16 protein-coding genes and 2 pseudogenes are annotated in these 17,767 nt (G+C 60.9%); 8 read left to right on the plus strand and 10 right to left on the minus strand.

The window, feature by feature from the left end; all coding sequences use genetic code 11:
* The first annotated feature begins 120 nt into the window (after positions 1-120).
* The 4 genes from IVB27_RS09105 to IVB27_RS09120 all read left to right on the plus strand — a co-directional run bounded on the left by IVB27_RS09105 (position 121) and on the right by IVB27_RS09120 (position 2,721).
* A complete protein-coding gene (locus IVB27_RS09105; protein WP_247443012.1) occupies positions 121-336 on the plus strand; it encodes a hypothetical protein in 216 nt (71 codons plus the stop codon).
* A 160-nt stretch (positions 337-496) separates the two neighbouring features.
* Positions 497-694, plus strand: coding sequence for a DUF3311 domain-containing protein (locus tag IVB27_RS09110; protein WP_247443023.1), 198 nt, complete (start codon positions 497-499; stop codon positions 692-694).
* Complete coding sequence (locus IVB27_RS09115; protein ID WP_247443025.1) at positions 691-2,157, plus strand: sodium:solute symporter family protein; 1,467 nt, start codon at positions 691-693, stop codon at positions 2,155-2,157. The genes IVB27_RS09110 and IVB27_RS09115 overlap by 4 nt, the downstream gene beginning before the upstream one ends.
* Before the next feature lie 93 nt (positions 2,158-2,250).
* Complete coding sequence (locus IVB27_RS09120; RefSeq protein WP_247443026.1) at positions 2,251-2,721, plus strand: low affinity iron permease family protein; 471 nt, start codon at positions 2,251-2,253, stop codon at positions 2,719-2,721.
* A gap of 34 nt (positions 2,722-2,755) precedes the next feature.
* Here IVB27_RS09120 and IVB27_RS09125 read toward each other — a convergent pair whose 3' ends face one another.
* From IVB27_RS09125 to IVB27_RS09160, 9 genes are all read right to left on the minus strand, one after another.
* On the minus strand, positions 2,756-3,913 hold the full coding sequence (locus tag IVB27_RS09125; RefSeq protein ID WP_524536472.1) for a glycoside hydrolase family 15 protein: 1,158 nt from the start codon (positions 3,911-3,913) through the stop codon (positions 2,756-2,758).
* 72 nt (positions 3,914-3,985) lie between these two features.
* Positions 3,986-4,387, minus strand: a complete 402-nt coding sequence (locus IVB27_RS43565) for a trehalase-like domain-containing protein (RefSeq protein ID WP_524536471.1) — start codon at positions 4,385-4,387, stop codon at positions 3,986-3,988.
* Positions 4,388-4,393: 6 nt separating this feature from the next.
* Positions 4,394-5,428, minus strand: coding sequence for an SDR family oxidoreductase (locus IVB27_RS09130; protein ID WP_247443027.1), 1,035 nt, complete (start codon positions 5,426-5,428; stop codon positions 4,394-4,396).
* Positions 5,429-5,514: 86 nt separating this feature from the next.
* Complete coding sequence (locus tag IVB27_RS09135; RefSeq protein ID WP_247443030.1) at positions 5,515-5,952, minus strand: PPC domain-containing DNA-binding protein; 438 nt, start codon at positions 5,950-5,952, stop codon at positions 5,515-5,517.
* Positions 5,949-7,661, minus strand: coding sequence for a GMC family oxidoreductase (locus tag IVB27_RS09140; protein ID WP_247443031.1), 1,713 nt, complete (start codon positions 7,659-7,661; stop codon positions 5,949-5,951). Before IVB27_RS09140 ends, IVB27_RS09135 begins: the two co-directional genes overlap by 4 nt.
* Entirely contained in the window at positions 7,651-8,313 is a 663-nt protein-coding gene (locus tag IVB27_RS09145; protein WP_247443032.1) for a gluconate 2-dehydrogenase subunit 3 family protein, read from the minus strand. The genes IVB27_RS09140 and IVB27_RS09145 overlap by 11 nt, the downstream gene beginning before the upstream one ends.
* Positions 8,306-9,013: a hypothetical protein gene (locus tag IVB27_RS09150; RefSeq protein ID WP_247443033.1), complete on the minus strand. Its 708-nt coding sequence runs from the start codon at positions 9,011-9,013 to the stop codon at positions 8,306-8,308. The genes IVB27_RS09145 and IVB27_RS09150 overlap by 8 nt, the downstream gene beginning before the upstream one ends.
* A 260-nt stretch (positions 9,014-9,273) precedes the next feature.
* The gene (locus tag IVB27_RS09155) at positions 9,274-10,383 is read right to left on the minus strand and encodes an enolase C-terminal domain-like protein (RefSeq protein WP_247443034.1); all 1,110 of its coding nucleotides are present in this window, start codon (positions 10,381-10,383) and stop codon (positions 9,274-9,276) included.
* A gap of 2 nt (positions 10,384-10,385) precedes the next feature.
* Positions 10,386-12,161, minus strand: a complete 1,776-nt coding sequence (locus tag IVB27_RS09160) for a thiamine pyrophosphate-requiring protein (protein ID WP_247443035.1) — start codon at positions 12,159-12,161, stop codon at positions 10,386-10,388.
* Between IVB27_RS09160 and IVB27_RS09165 the strand changes: the two genes are divergently transcribed.
* The 3 genes and pseudogenes from IVB27_RS09165 to IVB27_RS43570 all read left to right on the plus strand — a co-directional run bounded on the left by IVB27_RS09165 (position 12,135) and on the right by IVB27_RS43570 (position 15,659).
* Positions 12,135-12,413, plus strand: coding sequence for a hypothetical protein (locus IVB27_RS09165; RefSeq protein ID WP_247443036.1), 279 nt, complete (start codon positions 12,135-12,137; stop codon positions 12,411-12,413). The genes IVB27_RS09160 and IVB27_RS09165 overlap by 27 nt on opposite strands.
* A 387-nt stretch (positions 12,414-12,800) precedes the next feature.
* A pseudogene (locus IVB27_RS09170) lies at positions 12,801-13,433 on the plus strand (molybdopterin-dependent oxidoreductase); the annotation flags it as partial.
* 235 nt (positions 13,434-13,668) lie between these two features.
* Positions 13,669-15,659, plus strand: a pseudogene (locus tag IVB27_RS43570) (protein-L-isoaspartate(D-aspartate) O-methyltransferase).
* Positions 15,660-15,712: 53 nt separating this feature from the next.
* Here IVB27_RS43570 and IVB27_RS09180 read toward each other — a convergent pair.
* The gene (locus tag IVB27_RS09180) at positions 15,713-15,925 is read right to left on the minus strand and encodes a DUF3072 domain-containing protein (RefSeq protein WP_247443037.1); all 213 of its coding nucleotides are present in this window, start codon (positions 15,923-15,925) and stop codon (positions 15,713-15,715) included.
* 915 nt (positions 15,926-16,840) lie between these two features.
* Here IVB27_RS09180 and IVB27_RS09185 point away from each other — a divergent pair.
* Positions 16,841-17,398 carry a DUF1236 domain-containing protein gene (locus IVB27_RS09185; RefSeq protein WP_247443038.1) on the plus strand — a complete coding sequence of 186 codons (558 nt, stop codon included), beginning with the start codon at positions 16,841-16,843 and terminating at the stop codon, positions 17,396-17,398.
* The last annotated feature ends 369 nt before the right edge of the window (positions 17,399-17,767 follow it).

Raw genomic sequence — 17,767 nt, forward strand, 5'->3', positions numbered from 1 at the left:
GAGGCGGTGCAAGGCCCCTTGGCTCCGGGACACCAGGATCACCGTCTTCGCTGCGTCAGATCGGTGATTGATAGGAACACCTTCTTTGTCAGCGGCTTGTGGCTTCAAGGAGAACTGGACATGACCTATCCAAACGACAATCGACCTCTCGCCAACCAGAATCGACGCAACAATTGGGGAGGCTGGGCGGCTTTAGCGATCTGCGCCCTGGTGATCATTGTGGCCGGGTTCTACTATTCAGGCCGGCACAATACGACGGCATCGAACCAAAACACGTCGCCTGCAACGACGACGACCGGATCGACCACGGGCAATCCAGCAACGCCCCGAAAATAGAGCATCGTCGGTCATCCAAGGAGGCGGCTCCAGCTATCCGAGGCCGGACGAGTTCATCGCCGCCTCCTCCATGCTACCGCTCTGGAAGGTAAGGCGTCTCCGCCGGCGCCGGGAACCTTTCGGCAGTGAGACGGGTACCATCAATCCGAGAGTTCCGGCCATGCGCAGCATTCGTTGGCTCGCCGTCATTCCGTTTTTTGCCCTTATTTTCGGCCCGTTCTTTGTCAACCGGGCGACGCCGGTGATCCTTGGCCTGCCATTTCTGCTCGCCTGGATCGTGGCGTGGATCCTAATTACCTCCGTCCTCATGGCGGTGATCTACATCGCCGATCCCGCCAATGGCGAGGGCGAGACGTGAACGGCGCGCTGCCGTTCATCGCCGCTGCCGCCCTGCTGGCGCTGGCGCTCGGCCTGCTCGCCCGCCGGGGCAAGGACATGAGCCTCGAGCAGTGGACGGTCGGTGGGCGCGGTTTCGGCGCGATCTTCGTGTTCCTGCTGCTCGCGGGAGAGATCTACACCACATTTACCTTTCTCGGCGGCAGCGGTTTCGCTTACGGCAAGGGAGCCCCCGCCTATTACATTCTCTGCTACGGCACGCTCGCCTACGTACTGTCCTATTTCATGCTGCCGCCGATCTGGCGCTATGGGAAGGAGAACCGGCTGTACTCGCAGTCGGATTTCTTCGTACGCAAATACGACAGTCCGGCGCTCGGCGTCATCGTCGCACTCGTGGACATCGCGGCACTCATTCCTTACCTCGTCCTCCAGTTCAAGGGACTAGGCATCATCGTCGAGGTTGCCGGCTACGGTGCGATCTCGTCGACGCTCGCCATCTGGATCGGCGCCATTGTCGTCGCCGCCTACGTGATGATGTCCGGCGTCCACGGCTCGGCGTGGACCGCGGTCGCCAAGGACGCACTGATTCTCGGCGTCGTGATCTTTCTCGGCATCTACCTGCCTTTCCACTATTATGGCGGATTGGGGTCGATGTTCGCAGCAATCGAGCAGGCAAAGCCTGGATTCACGGTGCTGCCGCCCCACGGTGAGAGCCTGTGGTGGTTTTCCTCGACCGTGCTGCTCACAGCGCTGGGCTTTTACATGTGGCCCCATACGTTCGCATCGATCTACACCGCAAAGAGCGCCACTGTGATCCGCAAGAATGCGATCGTGCTGCCGCTCTATCAGCTCATTCTGCTGTTTGTGTTTTTCGTCGGCTTCGCGGCGACGCTGCAAATTCGCGGACTCTCTGGTTCAGACATCGACCTTGCCCTGTTCAAGCTTTCGGTAAAGACCTTCGACCCCTGGTTCGTCGGCGTGATAGGCGCCACCGGCGTGCTCACCGCATTGGTGCCGGGCTCGATGATCCTGATCACGGCCGCCACCCTGATCGCAAACAACCTTTACCGCGCCCTCAACCCCGCGGCCGATGACCGGCAGGTCTCGCGGTTGGCGAAGCTCCTGGTGCCGGTGGTCGCTTTGGTCGCGGTATTCTTTACTCTGAAGGGTGGAGAGACCATCGTGGCCCTGCTGCTGATGGGCTACAGCCTGGTTACGCAGCTTTTTCCCTCACTGGTGCTCAGTCTCGCCCGCCGCAACATCGCGACGCGAGAAGGCGCCGCGGCAGGTCTCATCGCTGGTGTTGCAACAGTGGCTGTTACGAGCCTGACCGGCGTCAATTTCCATGCAGTGTCATGGCTGCCGCCGCAAATCCAGGACCTCAATGTTGGCATTGTGGCCCTGGCGCTGAACTTCATCGTGCTGATCGCGGTCAGCTCGGCGACGCGGGTCACCGCAGCCCCGGCAAGGGCGGCCGCAGAATAGATGATCTGAAGGGAACCTTGGCAGGACGCTAACGCCTGGGGAGCGGGAACCAGAACCGGCCCGCGCGGGTTAGTTCCGCGGAGGAACACCAGAATGACCACGCGGAAGGGCCGAACACGGCCAGAGGAACCATCAAAGGCAGCGAAGTTGTTTGGCGACATGGCCAACCGGACCTCGTTGGCCGCGGGTCGAGCCTCGACATTCGCTCTTGCCGTTGCCGTGGTTGTCATCTGGGCGATCACCGGGCCGCTCTTCGGTTTCTCCGACACGTGGCAGCTTGTCATCAACACCGGAACCACCATCGTCACCTTCCTGATGGTGTTCTTGATCCAGAATTCGCAGAATCGAGACAGCGCGGCAATTCAGGTGAAGCTTGACGAATTGATCCGCACCGGCGCCGCTGGAAATTCCTTCGTCGGCATCGAGCATCTCACGGATGAGGAATTGGCCGAGCTGCGCGAGAAATGCGAAGCCAGGGCGCGCGCTGAAAAGGCGGGGGAAATATCCGTCCAAAAAGCCGGAAGCAAGGCGAGACGAGCCGCGGAGAGAGCTGTCTCTGAGTGACTGTTGTGGCTTGGTCGGCCAAGCTAGAGCGGCTTTACTCGCTGCGCGAAGAGCGCTGGTAGGCTGCGCCGTGCGCGCCACTCAGATTGTGCGCAGTGTTAATCACCGATAGATGCGAAAAGGCTTGCGGGAAATTGCCCAGCTGCCGTTTGGCAGATGGATCGTATTCCTCGGCCAGAAGGCCGATATCTTTGCGCAGCGAGAGCACGCGCTCGAACAGGCTGCGGGCCTCTTCCCACCTGCCCTGCAGGACGTAATTGTCCGCCAGCCAGCAAGTACAGGCAACAAACATACCCTCCCCGGCTGGCAAGCCGTCGGCTCCGTCACGCGTGTGATAGCGTTGCACCAACCCGTCGCGAACCAATCCGCGTTCGATGGCCGTTAGGGTACCTTGAACGCGGTCATCGGAAGACGGCAAGAAGCCCATAATCGGCATCAACAGCAAACTTGCATCGAGCGAAGTCGCGCCATACGACTGAACGAAACTGTTCTGCTGGCGATCAAACCCCTGGTCGCAAACCTGGTCGTGGATGGTCTGGCGAATCTCACGCCAATGGGAGACAGGACCCTCCAGTCCGAACTCGGCCGCGGAGCGCACGGCCCGATCAAAAGCGACCCACGCCATCACTTTCGAATGCGTGAATTGCCTGCGGCCAGCGCGTACTTCCCAGATCCCGTCGTCCGGCTGCTCCCAAACCGTTTCAAGATGCGCAATCAGCGCGCATTCGAGCGACCAACTGTCTTTGCTGTAGGGCAACCCCGCTATTCGCGCGACATAAAGCGCGTCGAGAACCTCACCGTAGACATCCAGCTGCAGCTGCCCGGCCGCCGCGTTGCCGATTCGGACCGGACCGGAGCCCTCGTATCCGGGAAGCCAGCCAACCTCGTATTCGTCCAACCGCCGTTCGCCGGCGACGCCGTACATGATCTGAAGATCCTTCGGGCTGCCGGCAACGGCGCGCAAAAGCCATTGTCGCCAAGCCGTGGCCTCTTCGACATATCCCGATATCCGACCATTCTCCGCCCGATTTGAAGCGCTGCGACCAGCCGTTCCAGAATGCGAGCGCCTGCGCCAACGCCTCATTCGCTGGCCGCGGCTCTGGGGCAGGGCGATATGACAGAGACCAGCCGAGCACAAAGCTGACCTCTTCGCCTGCGGCGATCTCGAAGTGGCCGATGGTACGAAAATCATGTCCACGCAAATCAACGTCGCTGGCCAAAGTCAGCCGGTCCGGCCCGGCGACGAATTCGCGGCGACCATCCTTCAAGCGTCGGACCCATGGCACAACCGAGCCATAGCCGAAGCGCACGACGAGTTCGGTGTGCATCGCGACGCGACCTCGCAAGCCGTGAACGATTCTGACCAGTTCGGACCCCCCCCTTCCCGCCACGCCATGCAGTCAACGACGCTGACGGCACCGCCATCGACTTCGAAGGTGGTTTCAAGCACCATTGTGTGGCCGCGATAGGCTCGGGTGACCCGGCCAGGCTCGGACGCGGGCGCAATGAGCCAACGGCCCTGTTCTGGATCGCCCAGCAAGGCTGCGAAGCAGGCTGCGCTATCGAAACGAGGAACCCCAAGCCAATCGATCGAGCCGTCGCGGCCAACCAGGGCCGTCGTCTCGCAATTGCCGATAACACCATAGTCCTCGATGCGACCGGCCATCCGTGATCACCGATGCCGCCCTGCTCTCGGGCCGCGCCCGGAGGCGGCCGAGACTGTGCTTGCGATAAGCAGAGCGATCCCGCCGACCACAAATGGCGCCACCCGCGCCCACGTCCCGGGCGCCACAATCGCCCGGTCGCCAGCCTCATTGCCGAAGCGACCGCGCGTTCGATGTAGCGAATGGACTGGAGCCATCAGATTGTCCGGTCGATCCGGCTCGACGCTCTGACTAGTCTCCTGGCCGGCGAACGCCACCTTCGCCAGATACTGGTCGAGAAATGCGGGAAGCAGCATATTTCCGAGGATCACCTTGATGGTGCTCCATCCAATCCAGTATTCGCGCCTGGGACGTTGCACCGCCTGAAACACCGCCTGCGCAATCACGCCCGGCTCAACAACAGGCGCGACCGGCCGCGGCTGTCGCGGCATGTGCGTGCGTGCCCAGTCGAATTGCGGGGTGTTCACCGCGGGCAACTCCATCATGGTGAGACGAACGCTGTTGCGCTCGTGGATCAGTTCGGCGCGCAACGAATCCGTGAATCCACGTATTGCGTGCTTCGCGCCGCAATAAGCCGATTGCAGCGGAATGCCGCGGTAAGCCAGCGCAGATCCAATTTGCACGATATGCCCGCGGCCGGCCGGGCGCATGTGCCGGAGCGCTGCCATCGTGCCGTGCACGAAACCCAGATACGTCACCTCGGTCACGCGTCGAAATTCCTCCGGGGTGATTTGCCAAACCGGCGAGAACACCGTCACCATCGCGTCATTGATCCAGACGTCGATCGCGCCAAATACTCTCGCCACCTCATCGGCCGCCCTGAATACCGCCTCGGCGTCCGATACATCGGCCGCCACCACCAGCGCACGGCCGCCGAGCCGCTCGACCTCTTGCTTGACCTCCGCGAGAGCATCCGCGTCGCGTGCGATCAAGCCTATTCTCCAGTGCGCCCGGGCGAAGCGATGAACGATCGCGCGCCCAACCCCGGCGCTCGCGCCGGTGACGACGACAACAGGGGCGAACGGTTCATTGAGTTCGGTCATCAGATGGTGCACCTTGCGCGAGGTTCGAACGCTGCCTCCCAACCTTGAGCCAACTCTCCACCAGGGTTCGTAGTTCAACATTATTATTACAGCCGTATCAGCGCGAGACCCGACTCCGGTTCCAACCGTTTCTGCAAATGCGCCGGCGACTCCGTCACCACGATCTCGAGCGTAGGGCGCACCAGCGCTTTTCCCAGATGCCCGGCCATCGCAGCGCCGTCGCGCTTACCCACCACGACATGGATATGGATAGCCGGATCGCCCGATGGCCCCACCGCAACGTCGCCGATGAGGCTGGCGACCTCGACCTGCTCGTCCACCCTATTCTCGACGTATGCTTTGCGCGTCCAGTCGAAGTATTTGAGCGTGACCTCGCTGAAAGCGCCTATGGCCGTGATTTGCGCTGCGGTGATGCGCTCTTTCGCGACGAACAACTTCAGGCAGTCAAGCACCTCGTCGCCACCATCCATCACCACGGCGAAGGTTCGTTGCCCATTGTTGTCATTCAACAGCTTCTGTTTCATGAGGCGGCATTCTCCTTCATTGCGGCCGATATACGCGCGGGTCGAACTGACCGGCGCTCCGTATGCAGTTCACCGCGCCGGCCAAGCGCGCGGATGCGATCCGCCGTCCGACAGGCGATCGCCTGGATGGTGAGTGATGGATTGGCGCCGCCCACGGTCGGAAAAACGGATCCATCGCAGATCCAGAGATTTGGGATATCCCAGCTTCGGCAATCTGCGTCGACAACGCTCGTCCGAGGATCATCACCCATGCGAGCTGTGCCGTTGAGGTGGCACGTGTCGTCCTCCTGGATCCAGAGATCCCTGGCGTCCACCGCCTGCAGGGCCCGGCCCATGAACTTGAGGGCATGGTCGATCAGCCGCTTGTCGTTGTCGCACCATGAATAGGTAATTCGTGGGATACGGAGGCCATACTGGTCGACGTCGTCGGCGAGCGTGACGCGATTTGCTTCCTGCGGCAGCATTTCGCCGACGATTTTCAGACCAACCACGTGGTTGTAGTCCTTCATCGCCTCGATCAGGCGCGAACCCCACAGGCCGTGTGCACTCATCTGGGTATTGGCCCAGAGCTGGGGCAGCGGGCCCTGGCTCATGTAACTGTAGCCGCCGAAGAAATCCTTGCCGCGATCCTCGTAGTTCCAGTGCTCGGTGATCGCGAGCGATGGCGGACCCTTGTAGGAGCGGACCTCATCATCCATGAGACCCCAGACCGCCTGATTGGATTGTGCCATCAAATTCTTGCCGACCAGCCCCGAGCTGTTGGCAAGCCCGTCGCGAAACTGGTCAGTGGCGGAGTTCAAAAGCAGACGCGGCGTTTCGATTGCATAGCCCGCCACGACGACATGCCGAGCGCGTTGAAAATGCCAGGCGTCTTCGCGGTGATAGTGCACGCCCGCGGCCAGTCCGCCGGGGTTCAGTTCAATCCTGCCGACCATCGCAAGGTCGCGAATTTCAGCACCGGCGGCAATCGCACGTGGAATCCATGTAACGAGCGCGCTCTGCTTGGCGTTGGTCGAGCAGCCGGTCACGCAGAACCCCCTGTAGACACATGGGTGGGCGCGCCCGCGCGGCGCGGAGAGAGTGGCGAGCGGCGTTTCGGTCCATTGAATACCGAGCGCCTCGCAGCCTCTGGCCAGCGCGCGCGCAGCGGCATTCAGCGGGTGGGCACGATAGGGATAACGCGGACGCGGCGGCCCCCAGGGATAAGTAACCGGGCCGGATATCTTCAGGGCGTCTTCGACCTCGCCGTAGTAGTGCCACATCTCCCGCCAATCCAGCGGCCAGTCGGCGCCGTAGCCAAGCAGCGATCGGGACTTGAACCATTCGGGCCGAAACCGCAGCGACACCATGGCGAAGTGTACGGTCGAGCCGCCGACCGCCTTGCCGCTGTTGTTGCTGCCCATCTGTAGCGGATTGTCGCCATCTACGATGCGGTCGTCGGTCCAGTAAAGTTTCGTCTGCTCGGATTCGTCGGAGGCGAAATCCTCGAGCGGCCGAAAGTACGGGCCAGCATCGAGGGCGACGACCGAGAAGCCGTATTCGGCGAGCTTGCAGGCCAGCGTGCCTCCCCCCGCTCCCGTGCCGACGATGACGAAATCGACCTCGTCGTCGTTGTCGTACTCGCGCATCGGGACCCAGCCGCCGGGACGGAACACGTCAGGGGCGCGTCCCTTGGTGGCGCGTGGCACTTGCAGCGGATCATCCGACATGACGGTTGATCCGGCGCGCCGAGACATCATCCTCGACTTTTGCTTCCGCGGCCTCCCAGGGATCGCGGTCGTTGAAGTCCAGACGGACGTAGCCGCGCGGGCTCGCGGGACCACCCCAACCGATCTCGCTCCACGCCGCAGGATGGGAGTAGTAGGCAAGCACCAGGTCTCTCGCCATGCGCTTCTTGAAGAAGTCGCTCGGGCTCATCGTGCCCCATTCGGCGGCGCCGGCGCTTCCACCCTGAACTCGCGCCAATACCCTGTCCTGCTGATCCGGTGAGAGGGCGGCGAAACGCGCGCCATGCGCCGTCCCGGATTCCGCATCGATCGCTGCGAGTCCGATTCGCCAGGCCTCTCCTTCCCGCGGCATGCTGGCGAGCCGATAGCCGTCGGAGACTCCCTGATGCAGCTTGTGATCGACCAAGGCCGCTACCGGTATGACTTCAGGGTTATGTTGCTGCGGAACGATGCGCGCGGCGATGGCGCACACCGTCTCGAATTCCGATGGCGTGAAGAATCGCGGTTCATCGCGAACGGCCAACCGCCGCTCGACCACGCGTCGCGTCTGCTCATTCCAGGATGGAGTGAAGCGCTTCTTCATCACGTCATAGCCTGGATAGCGGTCGCCGGCCTGGCTCCGTTGGTCACGCATCGGGATGATCCCCCTTCAATTCCAGAGCGGCGAGAGCCGCAAGGGCAAGACCCGCAAAACTAGGCGGCGCCGGCAGCGGCGGCCCGTTCAGGATATTCTGGCTCCAGTTGCGCCAGCCGCCCATGTTGCGCGACACGCCATAGGCGTGAAAGCCGACGCCGGCGAAGCCCATCGCCGCGAGCACTCTCATGAATCGGTGGGTCGAGCGGTGACGACGGCCGGGACCCCGCGCGGCGGCGGAAAACAACATCGCGGCGCCGAGCGGCGGCAGCGTCACCGGCAACATCATGAACGGGTTGTGAAAGGCGCCGCGGAAGTGCAGTAACCCAGCCTCGCCTGTCGTTCCGAGCAAACCGGCGCCGGCAACAGCCGCAATCGTCCGGCCCGCAGGCAGCGCGAAAATCTCCGGCCGCGTGCCCGGCGTGCTCTCGCGCACGCGTTCGGAGCAGAAGCCGAGCAGTCCCGCCAGAAGAATGGCCATCGGCGCACCGAGCGGCGCCCCGTAGAACACGTTCTGCCAGCTGAAGCCACCGTCCTTTTTGCCGACATTGTAGACGTGAAAGGCCGTACCGACCACGCCCGTCGCGGCGGCCAGTACATAGGTGATATCGCGCAGCAGATGTGAGAACGGCCGCTTGTCGGCTGTCCCATGAATGCTGGTGGCGAGCGTCATCGAGGCTACGACGAGCGGCGTGAACATCGCCTTGTTCTTGAATGAGCCGCGATAGTGCTCGATCCCGCTGTCGGCGAGAACCGAAGCTGCAAGTGTACCGGCGGCGCGGTTAAGCCGTCGTGCTGCGAGGACTGTCGCTCCTTTCCGAATCGAAGCCTGCGATCGGAGACGCGTTTCACGATAAGGTCGCGTCAGCGGAGCCATCGTCGAATGCCGTAGAGCGGCGCTCGCGACTCCGGCAGCCAGAACGCCCGCGCCCAAGAGCAGATTGCGTCCGTTTCCCGCCATCATGCGCTTCCCTGCACCGCATATTGGGCAGCGTCCTGATGCTTGAACGACAGACCGTTACCTGGGCTGGACGCATCCGGACGAATCATTCCCTTGCGCGGAGCGGGCGCGCCTTCAAAAAGCATGCTCTCGATTCGGACGTGATCATAAAACCACTCCAGGTGCCGCAGGTGCGGCGAGGCGCAAGCGACGTGCAGATGCAGCGCGGGCGCACAATGGCCGGACAAGTCGATGTGAAAGGCCTCACAAAGCGCTGCTATCTGCAGAAATGCGGTGATCCCGCCGCAACGGGTCACATCGGCCTGCTGGACGTCGATGGCCCTCGACTGGAGCATGGTCCGGACATAGTTGAGTGTGTAGGCGTATTCCCCGGCCGCGATCTCCATCGTCGCTGGCGCCCGCGCACGAACAGTCCTCAGCCCCTCCAGATCATCCGACGACACGGGCTCCTCGAACCAGCCGACGTCCTGCTCGGCGAACCGGTCCGCGAGTGCCAGCGCCTGCTTGGCGCCATACGCCCCGTTGGCATCGACGAAAAGCCTGGCGCGATCGCCGATCGCGCGCTTCGCGATCTTCACACGGTGGGGATCGCGCTCGGGTTCGGAGCCGATCTTCATCTTGACGAACGCGCAGCCTTGCTCGGCCACCCAACCACCCAATTGCTCTTCCAATTGCCGGTCGGTGTAGGTCGTAAAACCGCCGCTACCGTAAATCGCGACCGCATCGCGATAACTGCCCAATAACCGAAAGAGCGGCAATCCGAACAAACGAGCCTTTAGGTCGTACAAGGCAGTGTCCACCGCCGAGATCGCCGTCGCGGCCATTCCCTCCCGACCCAGATTGCGTACCGCCTGTTGCATTCGGAGCCAGGCGGCCTGAGGGTCCATGACGTCGGCGCCTTCGATGGCGGGACCAAGCTTTCCGACGATCAGGTGGACGATGGCGGCGCTGGAATAGGTGTAGCCGATCCCGGTCTGGGTGCCGCCCGAGATCTCCACCAGGACCAGCGTTGTCGAGTCCCAACTGTTCGTTCCATCTGCCTCGGGTCCGTCAGTCGGAATCCTGAACGCCCGCGCACGCACGCTATGAATCGATACCTCGGGCTTCATGATCAGTCTTTTCCAGGAAGCACGCTGGTCAATAGCTCCTTCGCGCTGTTCTTGAGCACGCTGCCGAGTTCCGGCTCCGATGGAATCATGCTGACGAAGTTCTTTGCGTCTTTGAGTGTGATATGCGGCGGCAACGGCGGCACATTTGGATCGGTATAGGCCTCGAGGATAACTGGACGGTCCGCCGACAGCGCCTCGTCCCAAGCTGCGCCGACCCTGTCGGGATTGTCGACGAAGATGCCCTTCAGCCCGAGCAGCTCGGCGTATTTGTGATAGGCGAAATCGGGAATGCTCTGCGTCGACTCGGTTTTACCGGCGCCCAGCATGATCCGCTCTTCCCAGGTGACCTGATTGAGATCGCGGTTGTTCAGCACAAGCACGATCAATCTCGGATTCGACCACTGCTTCCAATATTTGGAGATGGTGATCATCACGTTCAGCCCGTTCATCTGCATCGCGCCATCGCCCATGCAGGCGATGACGGTGCGGTCGGGATAAGCCATCTTGCCGGCAACGGCATAAGGCGTGCCCGCTCCCAGCGAGGCAAGCCCGCCCGACAACGAGGCCTTCATCCCGCGCCGCATCTTCAGATCCCGCGCATACCAATTCGCCACGGATCCGGAATCGGCGGTGATGATGGCGTTATCCGGCAGCCGTGGCGACAGTTCCCAGAAAGCTCGCTGGGGGTTGAGAGGCTCGGCCGAATTCATCGCGCGCGCTTTGAGCGTCGCCCACCACTCTTTCATGCCTTTTTCGATTTCACCTCGCCACGACGGCTCCTTCTTCTGCTTCAACAGCGGTAACAGTGCTGCCAGAGCGGTCGCACTGTCGCCGACGATATTGACTTCCATGGGATAGCGAAGGCTCAAGCGGCTGCCATCGATGTCGATCTGTACCCCACGGGCGTCTCCCGGCTTCGGCAGGAATTCGCTATATGGAAACGCGGATCCGACCATCAGGAACGTGTCGCAGCTCTTCATAAGATCCCAGCTCGGCTTGGTGCCCAGCAACCCGATCGAGCCGGTGACGAACGGCAGATCGTCGGGAACTGCCGCCTTTCCAAGCAGCGCCTTCGCGACGCCGGCCTGCAGTCGCTCCGCGACGGAGATGACTTCGTCCGTGGCTTCGAGCGCACCGGCGCCCACCAGCATGGCGACTTTCTTGCCGCTGTTCAGAACGTCGGCGGCAGCGCGCAGCAGGCTGTCCTCAGGACGTTTCGCGGGGCCGGCATAACCAACGCCAGTGTGCGTGGCACCATGCGCGAGCGGCGGATCCTTATAGTCGAGCTCCTGCAAATCGTTCGGCAGGATGATGCAGCTAACCCCCCGTTTAGTGTGAGCAATGCGCACTGCGCGATCGACCAGATGCCGCACCTGCTCTGGAACGCTGGCCAGCGCCACATACTCGGTGACGTCCTGGAACAGCGCCTGAAGATCGACTTCCTGTTGATAGCTGGCACCGATAGCCGACCTCGCCTGCTGTCCGACCAGGGCAACGACCGGGACGTGGTCCATCTTGGCATCATAGAGCCCGTTCAGCAGATGGATGGCGCCCGGGCCCGACGTTGCGTAACACAGACCAACCTGCCCGGTGAATTTAGCGTGCGCCGAGGCCATGAAGGCAGCCATTTCCTCATGGCGGACCTGGACGTAGTCCATCTTGTCCTTGGCTTTTTCAAGCGCAACATCCAAACCGCCTACACCATCGCCCGGATATCCGTAAACCCTGCTCAATCCCCATTCTGAAAGCCGATGCCAGACATATTCGCTTACGTTCATGTTGTTCTTCTCTCTGAAGGGAAACGGACCTGTTGCAGTGGTTGTGACGCAGCCGGCTCGGATGAGATCGACCGCAGTATCGCCAGCTACTTCTTCTTTGTGCTGGACGAGGCGCCGGATCCCGTGGTCGAGTTCGAGATTGTTTCAGTTGTGTTTGTATTCGAGTTCGCGCCTGTCGAGTTCACGGCTTCGAACACGGACATTCCTTGCGGTCCGATCGTGATGAGCACCGGATTGCCATCCTTCGGCTGAGAGCTGCATTGTGCGAGCTTTCCCCGAAACAATGATGGGAGAGGCGTCCCTGTTCCAATCAGTCTTAGGGCAAATCGCACAAACCCCGGCTTCGAGTGATGGTCTGCCGAGCAGATGAACAGTCCGCTCCAAACGGCTTTCGTAACAAGGTCTTGGCGAGTCGTTAGGCGCCTAGGGCGGATCAGGTCGGAATCATTTGTACGGGTAGCGCTCCGACTATTTGTGCGCAGGCCAGGGACGGCCCAGAGGGTGGTTGCCGGCTTTGGAGCCAATGAGGCCCTGGACTGGCCAACTTCGAGTGATCGGCCAAAAGGCGTGCAGATGGCACAGGAACCCGGGCCTGGAACATACGTTAGCGGCGTGGTGGGTGGCGGCGGTTGGCGAGAGTTGGCGAATGTCCCAGACGAACAGCACGGTCGACAGCGAAGACGCTGGGGTTCTCTCAAGGGCATTGCCAGAATCTTCGGCAAGGAATGGGACTCCCCGACCGCGCTCGATACGCTGAGGCGGCAGAACAAGCCGAAGGGCTTCATGTGCGTCTCCTGCTCCTGGGCAAAGCCGGCCGACTACCACACATTCGAATTCTGCGAGAACGGCGCCAAGGCGACGCTGTGGGAACTCACGACGCGCCGGTGCACTCCGGAATTCTTCGCCAAGCATACGGTCACGGAATTGCGCTCCTGGCCCGACTATGATCTCGAACAGCAAGGGCGGCTGACCCATCCGATGCGTTACGATCGCGACAGCGACCGCTACGTGGTCTGTGACTGGGACGAAGCCTTGGACGCCATCGGATCGCAACTCAGGACGTTGGACCCGAAGTCGGTGATCTTCTATTCCTCCGGGCGAGCCAGCCTCGAGACCTCGTACCTTTACGCCCTGTTCGCGCGCGTTTACGGCAATAACAATCTGCCTGACAGCTCCAACATGTGCCACGAGACCACCTCGGTCGCGCTGAAGAAGGTCATTGGCGCTGGCGTCGGTACCGTCGTGTTTGATGATCTCAGCAACTGCGCCGCGGACGAAAGTCGTAGGCCGCGGCGCAGCCGACCTAGCCCCTAGCGCGCCAAAATAGGGATTATCGCGAGTACTACGGCACCGACACGCCCAGCCAAGAAGATTGCTCTTTTGGCCGCTGTCTTAAGAATGATCTCTCCGGCCCGCCTTTGCCGCCGGATAGGGTTCTTGGAGGCGGCTGCGCTGGACCTTCACATGAGTACGATTTCGTTCCGTGCATGGCGATGCCGGCGCTGCGATGACGGAACTTGCACATCTTCGCGACCGCATGGTCGACATTCAGCTCGCGCGCCGCGGCATCCGCGACCGCCGCGTTCTGGACGCCATGCGACAGATGCCCCGGGAGCGGTTTGTGGAAGCCGGTTTCGAGGAATTCGCCTATGAGGATGGCGCGTTGCCGATTGCAACGAGCAGACGATTTCGCAGCCCTACATTGTCGCGCTAATGACCGAAGCGGCCGAACTGAAGCCGACGGACAAGGTACTCGAGGTCGGGACCGGCTCAGGCTATGCCGCGGCAATCGCCTCACGACTCGCTAAAATGGTTCACACCATTGAGCGGCATGGCGCCCTCGCCGGGATCGCCACCCAGCGACTTAATGCACTCCGACCGAAATTGCATCGTCCATACCGGGGACGGCACCCGCGGTTTGGTCGGCGAAGCGCCGTTCGACGCGATCCTGGTCGCCGCCGGTGGTCCGTTGGTGCCGGATGCGCTTACGTAGCAGTTGGCCGTCGGTGGCCGCCTGGTCATTCCGGTCGGGGATGGGGATGGGGAACAATCGCTGTTGCGGATCAGATGCTGCACCAATGCTGAGTTCGATGAAGAGGCGCTCGGCGCCGTCCGCTTCGTACCGTTGATCGGCGAAGGATGGGCGGAGGACGGCACACGCGCGGCAAGCAACCACATCCCTGGACATACGCAATTGCACTCGTTGACGGACATGATCCGTGCTGCCGTCGAACCGTTGCCGGCCTTCGACGATCCAGCGTTCGGCGCGCTGTTCGATCGATTCGGACAGTCGCGCGTTGTCCTGCTGGGCGAAGCCAGTCACGGCACGTCGGAGTTCTGTCAAGCGCGCGCCGCCATCACGTGCCGGCTGATCGAGAAGCACGGCTTCACGATCGTCGCCGTGGAAGCGGATTGGCCCGACGCCGCTGCCGTCGACCGGTACGTTCGCGATCGAGCGCACCCAAGCTCACGCGAGCAGAAACCCTTCGAGCGCTTCCCGACCTGGATGTGGCGAAATACCGACGCCGCCGCCTTCGTCGATCGGATGCGCAACTCCAATGAACGAAAGGCGGCAAGGGACCAGGCTGGGTTCTTCGGACTCGACATTTACAACATGCGCGGTTCGATCGCGGCCGTTCTCGCCTACCTCGACAAGATTGATCCTGAAGCCGCGGCGGTGGCGCGCGAACGCTACGGTTGCCTTACGCCATGGCAGCGCGGAACCATCGACCTACGGGCGCGCCGTCCTGACCGAGGGCTACCGGAAATGCGAGGAGAAGATAGTTCGGCAGTGTCAGGATATCCTGAAAAACCAGCTGGACTATGAAGCAAACGACCCGGACAGTTTCCTGGATGCCGTACAGAACGCGAGATTGATCGCATCAGCCGAGCGCTACTACCGGATCATGTACTATGGCGGTGCCGAGTCCTGGAATCTGCGTGATACGCACATGTTCGAGACCTTGGGCCATATCCTCGAAGCTCACGGGTCCCAATCCAAGGCCGTGGTTGGGGCGCATAATTCCCATATCGGCGACGCTCGCTTTACCGACATGGGCGCGATCCGCGGCGAACTCAACATCGGTCAGCTTTGTCGGGAGAAATTCGGCGAAGGAGCGTCGGTGATCGGACTTGGCACCCATACTGGCACGGTAGCCGCCGCGTCAGACTGGGGCGGAAACATGGAAGTGATGCGAGTGCGGCCCTCTCGGCCAGACAGCTATAGCGGCTGTTTCACGATGCCGGCAGGACGCGCGGTCTGGCCGAATTCCGCCGCTACGAGGCCCCTTCGCCGTCGTTTGCTTAGCCCTCCGCCTCGAACGCTTCGTTGGCGTGATCTATCGACCGGACACCGAACTGCAAAGCCACTATGCCGAAGCGTCGGTGGCTCAACAGTTCGACGCGGTCGTCTGGTTCGATGAGACACATGCCGTGACGCCTTTGGGCCTGGAGCATCGCCGCATTGGTGTTCCCGACACCTATCCCTTTGGTTTCTGATCCCGCCTAAGGCAGACGTCTCGTGAATCCTTACGTTACCGGCCTTTGCTCACCTATTTGTCGAAATCTTCCAAACCGATCTTCTCGCGCAAACGGTCGATCACCTTGGAAGCTTCGGCCTTAGACAGTTTCTCATCGAAGGCCGCGGGCTCTTGGGCCTGTTCGGAAAGCGTTTTCAAGTAAGAAGCCTGGGCGCCGGTCATCGGCTCGTCACCGGAGACCCAATCATCCGGCTCCTTTTCGGTATTTGATTTTGAATCTACCATGCGATGTTAACGCCGTCGTTCGCGATACGTTCCAGGACCGTCCGGGAACGCCCGGGGGCTTGTGGGCGTTGCGGCTGAGGGCACCCACTCAGCGATTGGGATCATCCAATGCCGACATGTGAAACCTGTGGCAGTGACTATGACAAGGCGTTCCGAGTAACGATGAATGGGCAGACCCACACGTTAGATACTTCGAGTGTGCGATCCACGCCCTGGCGCCCACCTGCAAGCACTGTGGCACGCGGATCGTCGGACATGGGCTCGAAAAAGACGGCACGTTCTATTGTTGCGATCACTGCGCGGGCAAGGACGGCGTCTCTGGCTTACGTGATCGGGTCTGAGCAGAAGAATTGCAAGCTGCGCGTGGTCAACGTCGTACGGATGCCCGTCAGGGCGCGGTGACCGATGCTCTCCGTCGCCAAGGAACGCATCGCCGCCGGGTGAGGCAACTTGGCGGGCGACCGGCTATTCCCGGAATGCGAATGAGCAATTTGCTAATGAAATTCCTTTTGCCTGTTTTTTGGATATCACAATTGAGACCGAGCCTCGACGTACTTCCATCGTTACCGAAGTTCGAAGGACGACACGCCGCTGAATAAAAGCCTTCACTCGGGTCGGCCGTAAGATAGTTGTCTTGCAGCTGATCGTCGAGATATACACAGATATCATAGCACGACTTAAGGAGGTTCAGGTAATTGCGGTGTCCGGGATCGAATAGCTCGGACGATATGCGGCCAACGAAATGTTGCTGCACGAAGCGGCGGCGTTCGAATGCGTCCTTCACCGTCATCGTTCCGATCAATGCATGTGATGATTAGGAAAATCATCAGGCACATCTGATTCCCACCGTGATCAGAGGAACCGACGACTGTCAGGTTTCTTAAATCCCGATTAGGGTTTGATAAGGAGCTTGGAATGGCGGAGAAAGATCCGAAGAGGCCCGAATCGGCAAACAACAGGAAACTTGTTATTGCTGGATGTGGCGTTCTCGCGGCGGCGTTCATCGCTTTGACCGTTTGGCCGCTTCTGACGCCCAACTCGATAGGTACTCCATCCGGCGGCGCAAACCCTTCGACCAGTTCCGACACGACCGTCGGCCGCGGCGCGCCGGCTCAACGGGCGGCGGAAAGTTCCATTGGAAAGAATGATCCAGCTGGCCAAGAGGATTCATCGGGTGGACGTGCTCGAAACATCAAAGAGAGTTCTCGACCCCTGTCGCTAAACGACAGCCAGCGCAAACAGATCAGTGAAATCATTTCGAAGCAGAAATTTTCAATGGCTCAGCAGGTTCCATTCGAACTCATGATTGGCTCCGCGGTGCCACGGCAGCTCGAAGTGCATGACCTTCCTTCGGAAGTTGCGCAAATCATGAACGGCTATTGGGGTGACCAATACTTAATGGTCCAGGACAAACTCGTGATCGTTGATCTCCATTCTCGGAGGGTTGTCGCTATCGTGCCGTCCGCCGCCTGATTAGCACCCTTGCGGGCCTATGAATTACCAAAGCGGAGATGCTTCACTTGCGCTCTTTTCCTGCGGCAATCGTTCGTAGATTCGGGTTTGATCATTCGTCGAACCGTGAGCAACAATTAAATGTGCTGCCAGGATCGAAATCGGAAGGCACCTTCTTTCTTAGGCTGCGGGACCATCCTTTGGGAGTGTTCCATTTGGTCGAACTTTATCGCTGGATGGGATTTTTCGGATGGCCTAGGGTCTGTTGGGATTCATCTGGAGTTTATCGCGGCCGCGGCCAGATAGATCATTGAAGTGAAGCTCTGGTCGGTCTTGTCGGCGCGCATTGCGATGCGCTTGAATTCCTTGAGCTTGCCGAAGAAGTTCTCG

Origin of the sequence: Bradyrhizobium sp. 197 (genome assembly GCF_023073375.1) — a bacterium.
Taxonomy (GTDB): Bacteria; Pseudomonadota; Alphaproteobacteria; order Rhizobiales; family Xanthobacteraceae; genus Bradyrhizobium.

Bases quoted from the DNA above. Each gene is read 5' to 3' on its own strand.
- IVB27_RS09105 (WP_247443012.1), top strand. From the start codon at position 121: ATGACCTATCCAAACGACAATCGACCTCTCGCCAACCAGAATCGACGC.
- IVB27_RS09110 (WP_247443023.1), top strand. From the start codon at position 497: ATGCGCAGCATTCGTTGGCTCGCCGTCATTCCGTTTTTTGCCCTTATT.
- IVB27_RS09120 (WP_247443026.1), top strand. From the start codon at position 2,251: ATGACCACGCGGAAGGGCCGAACACGGCCAGAGGAACCATCAAAGGCA.
- IVB27_RS09125 (WP_524536472.1), bottom strand. From the start codon at position 3,913: ATGATTTTCGTACCATCGGCCACTTCGAGATCGCCGCAGGCGAAGAGG.
- IVB27_RS43565 (WP_524536471.1), bottom strand. From the start codon at position 4,387: ATGGCCGGTCGCATCGAGGACTATGGTGTTATCGGCAATTGCGAGACG.
- IVB27_RS09130 (WP_247443027.1), bottom strand. From the start codon at position 5,428: ATGACCGAACTCAATGAACCGTTCGCCCCTGTTGTCGTCGTCACCGGC.
- IVB27_RS09135 (WP_247443030.1), bottom strand. From the start codon at position 5,952: ATGAAACAGAAGCTGTTGAATGACAACAATGGGCAACGAACCTTCGCC.
- IVB27_RS09140 (WP_247443031.1), bottom strand. From the start codon at position 7,661: ATGTCGGATGATCCGCTGCAAGTGCCACGCGCCACCAAGGGACGCGCC.
- IVB27_RS09145 (WP_247443032.1), bottom strand. From the start codon at position 8,313: ATGCGTGACCAACGGAGCCAGGCCGGCGACCGCTATCCAGGCTATGAC.
- IVB27_RS09150 (WP_247443033.1), bottom strand. From the start codon at position 9,013: ATGTTCACGCCGCTCGTCGTAGCCTCGATGACGCTCGCCACCAGCATT.
- IVB27_RS09155 (WP_247443034.1), bottom strand. From the start codon at position 10,383: ATGAAGCCCGAGGTATCGATTCATAGCGTGCGTGCGCGGGCGTTCAGG.
- IVB27_RS09165 (WP_247443036.1), top strand. From the start codon at position 12,135: ATGCCAGACATATTCGCTTACGTTCATGTTGTTCTTCTCTCTGAAGGG.
- IVB27_RS09160 (WP_247443035.1), bottom strand. From the start codon at position 12,161: ATGAACGTAAGCGAATATGTCTGGCATCGGCTTTCAGAATGGGGATTG.
- IVB27_RS09180 (WP_247443037.1), bottom strand. From the start codon at position 15,925: ATGGTAGATTCAAAATCAAATACCGAAAAGGAGCCGGATGATTGGGTC.
- IVB27_RS09185 (WP_247443038.1), top strand. From the start codon at position 16,841: ATGGCGGAGAAAGATCCGAAGAGGCCCGAATCGGCAAACAACAGGAAA.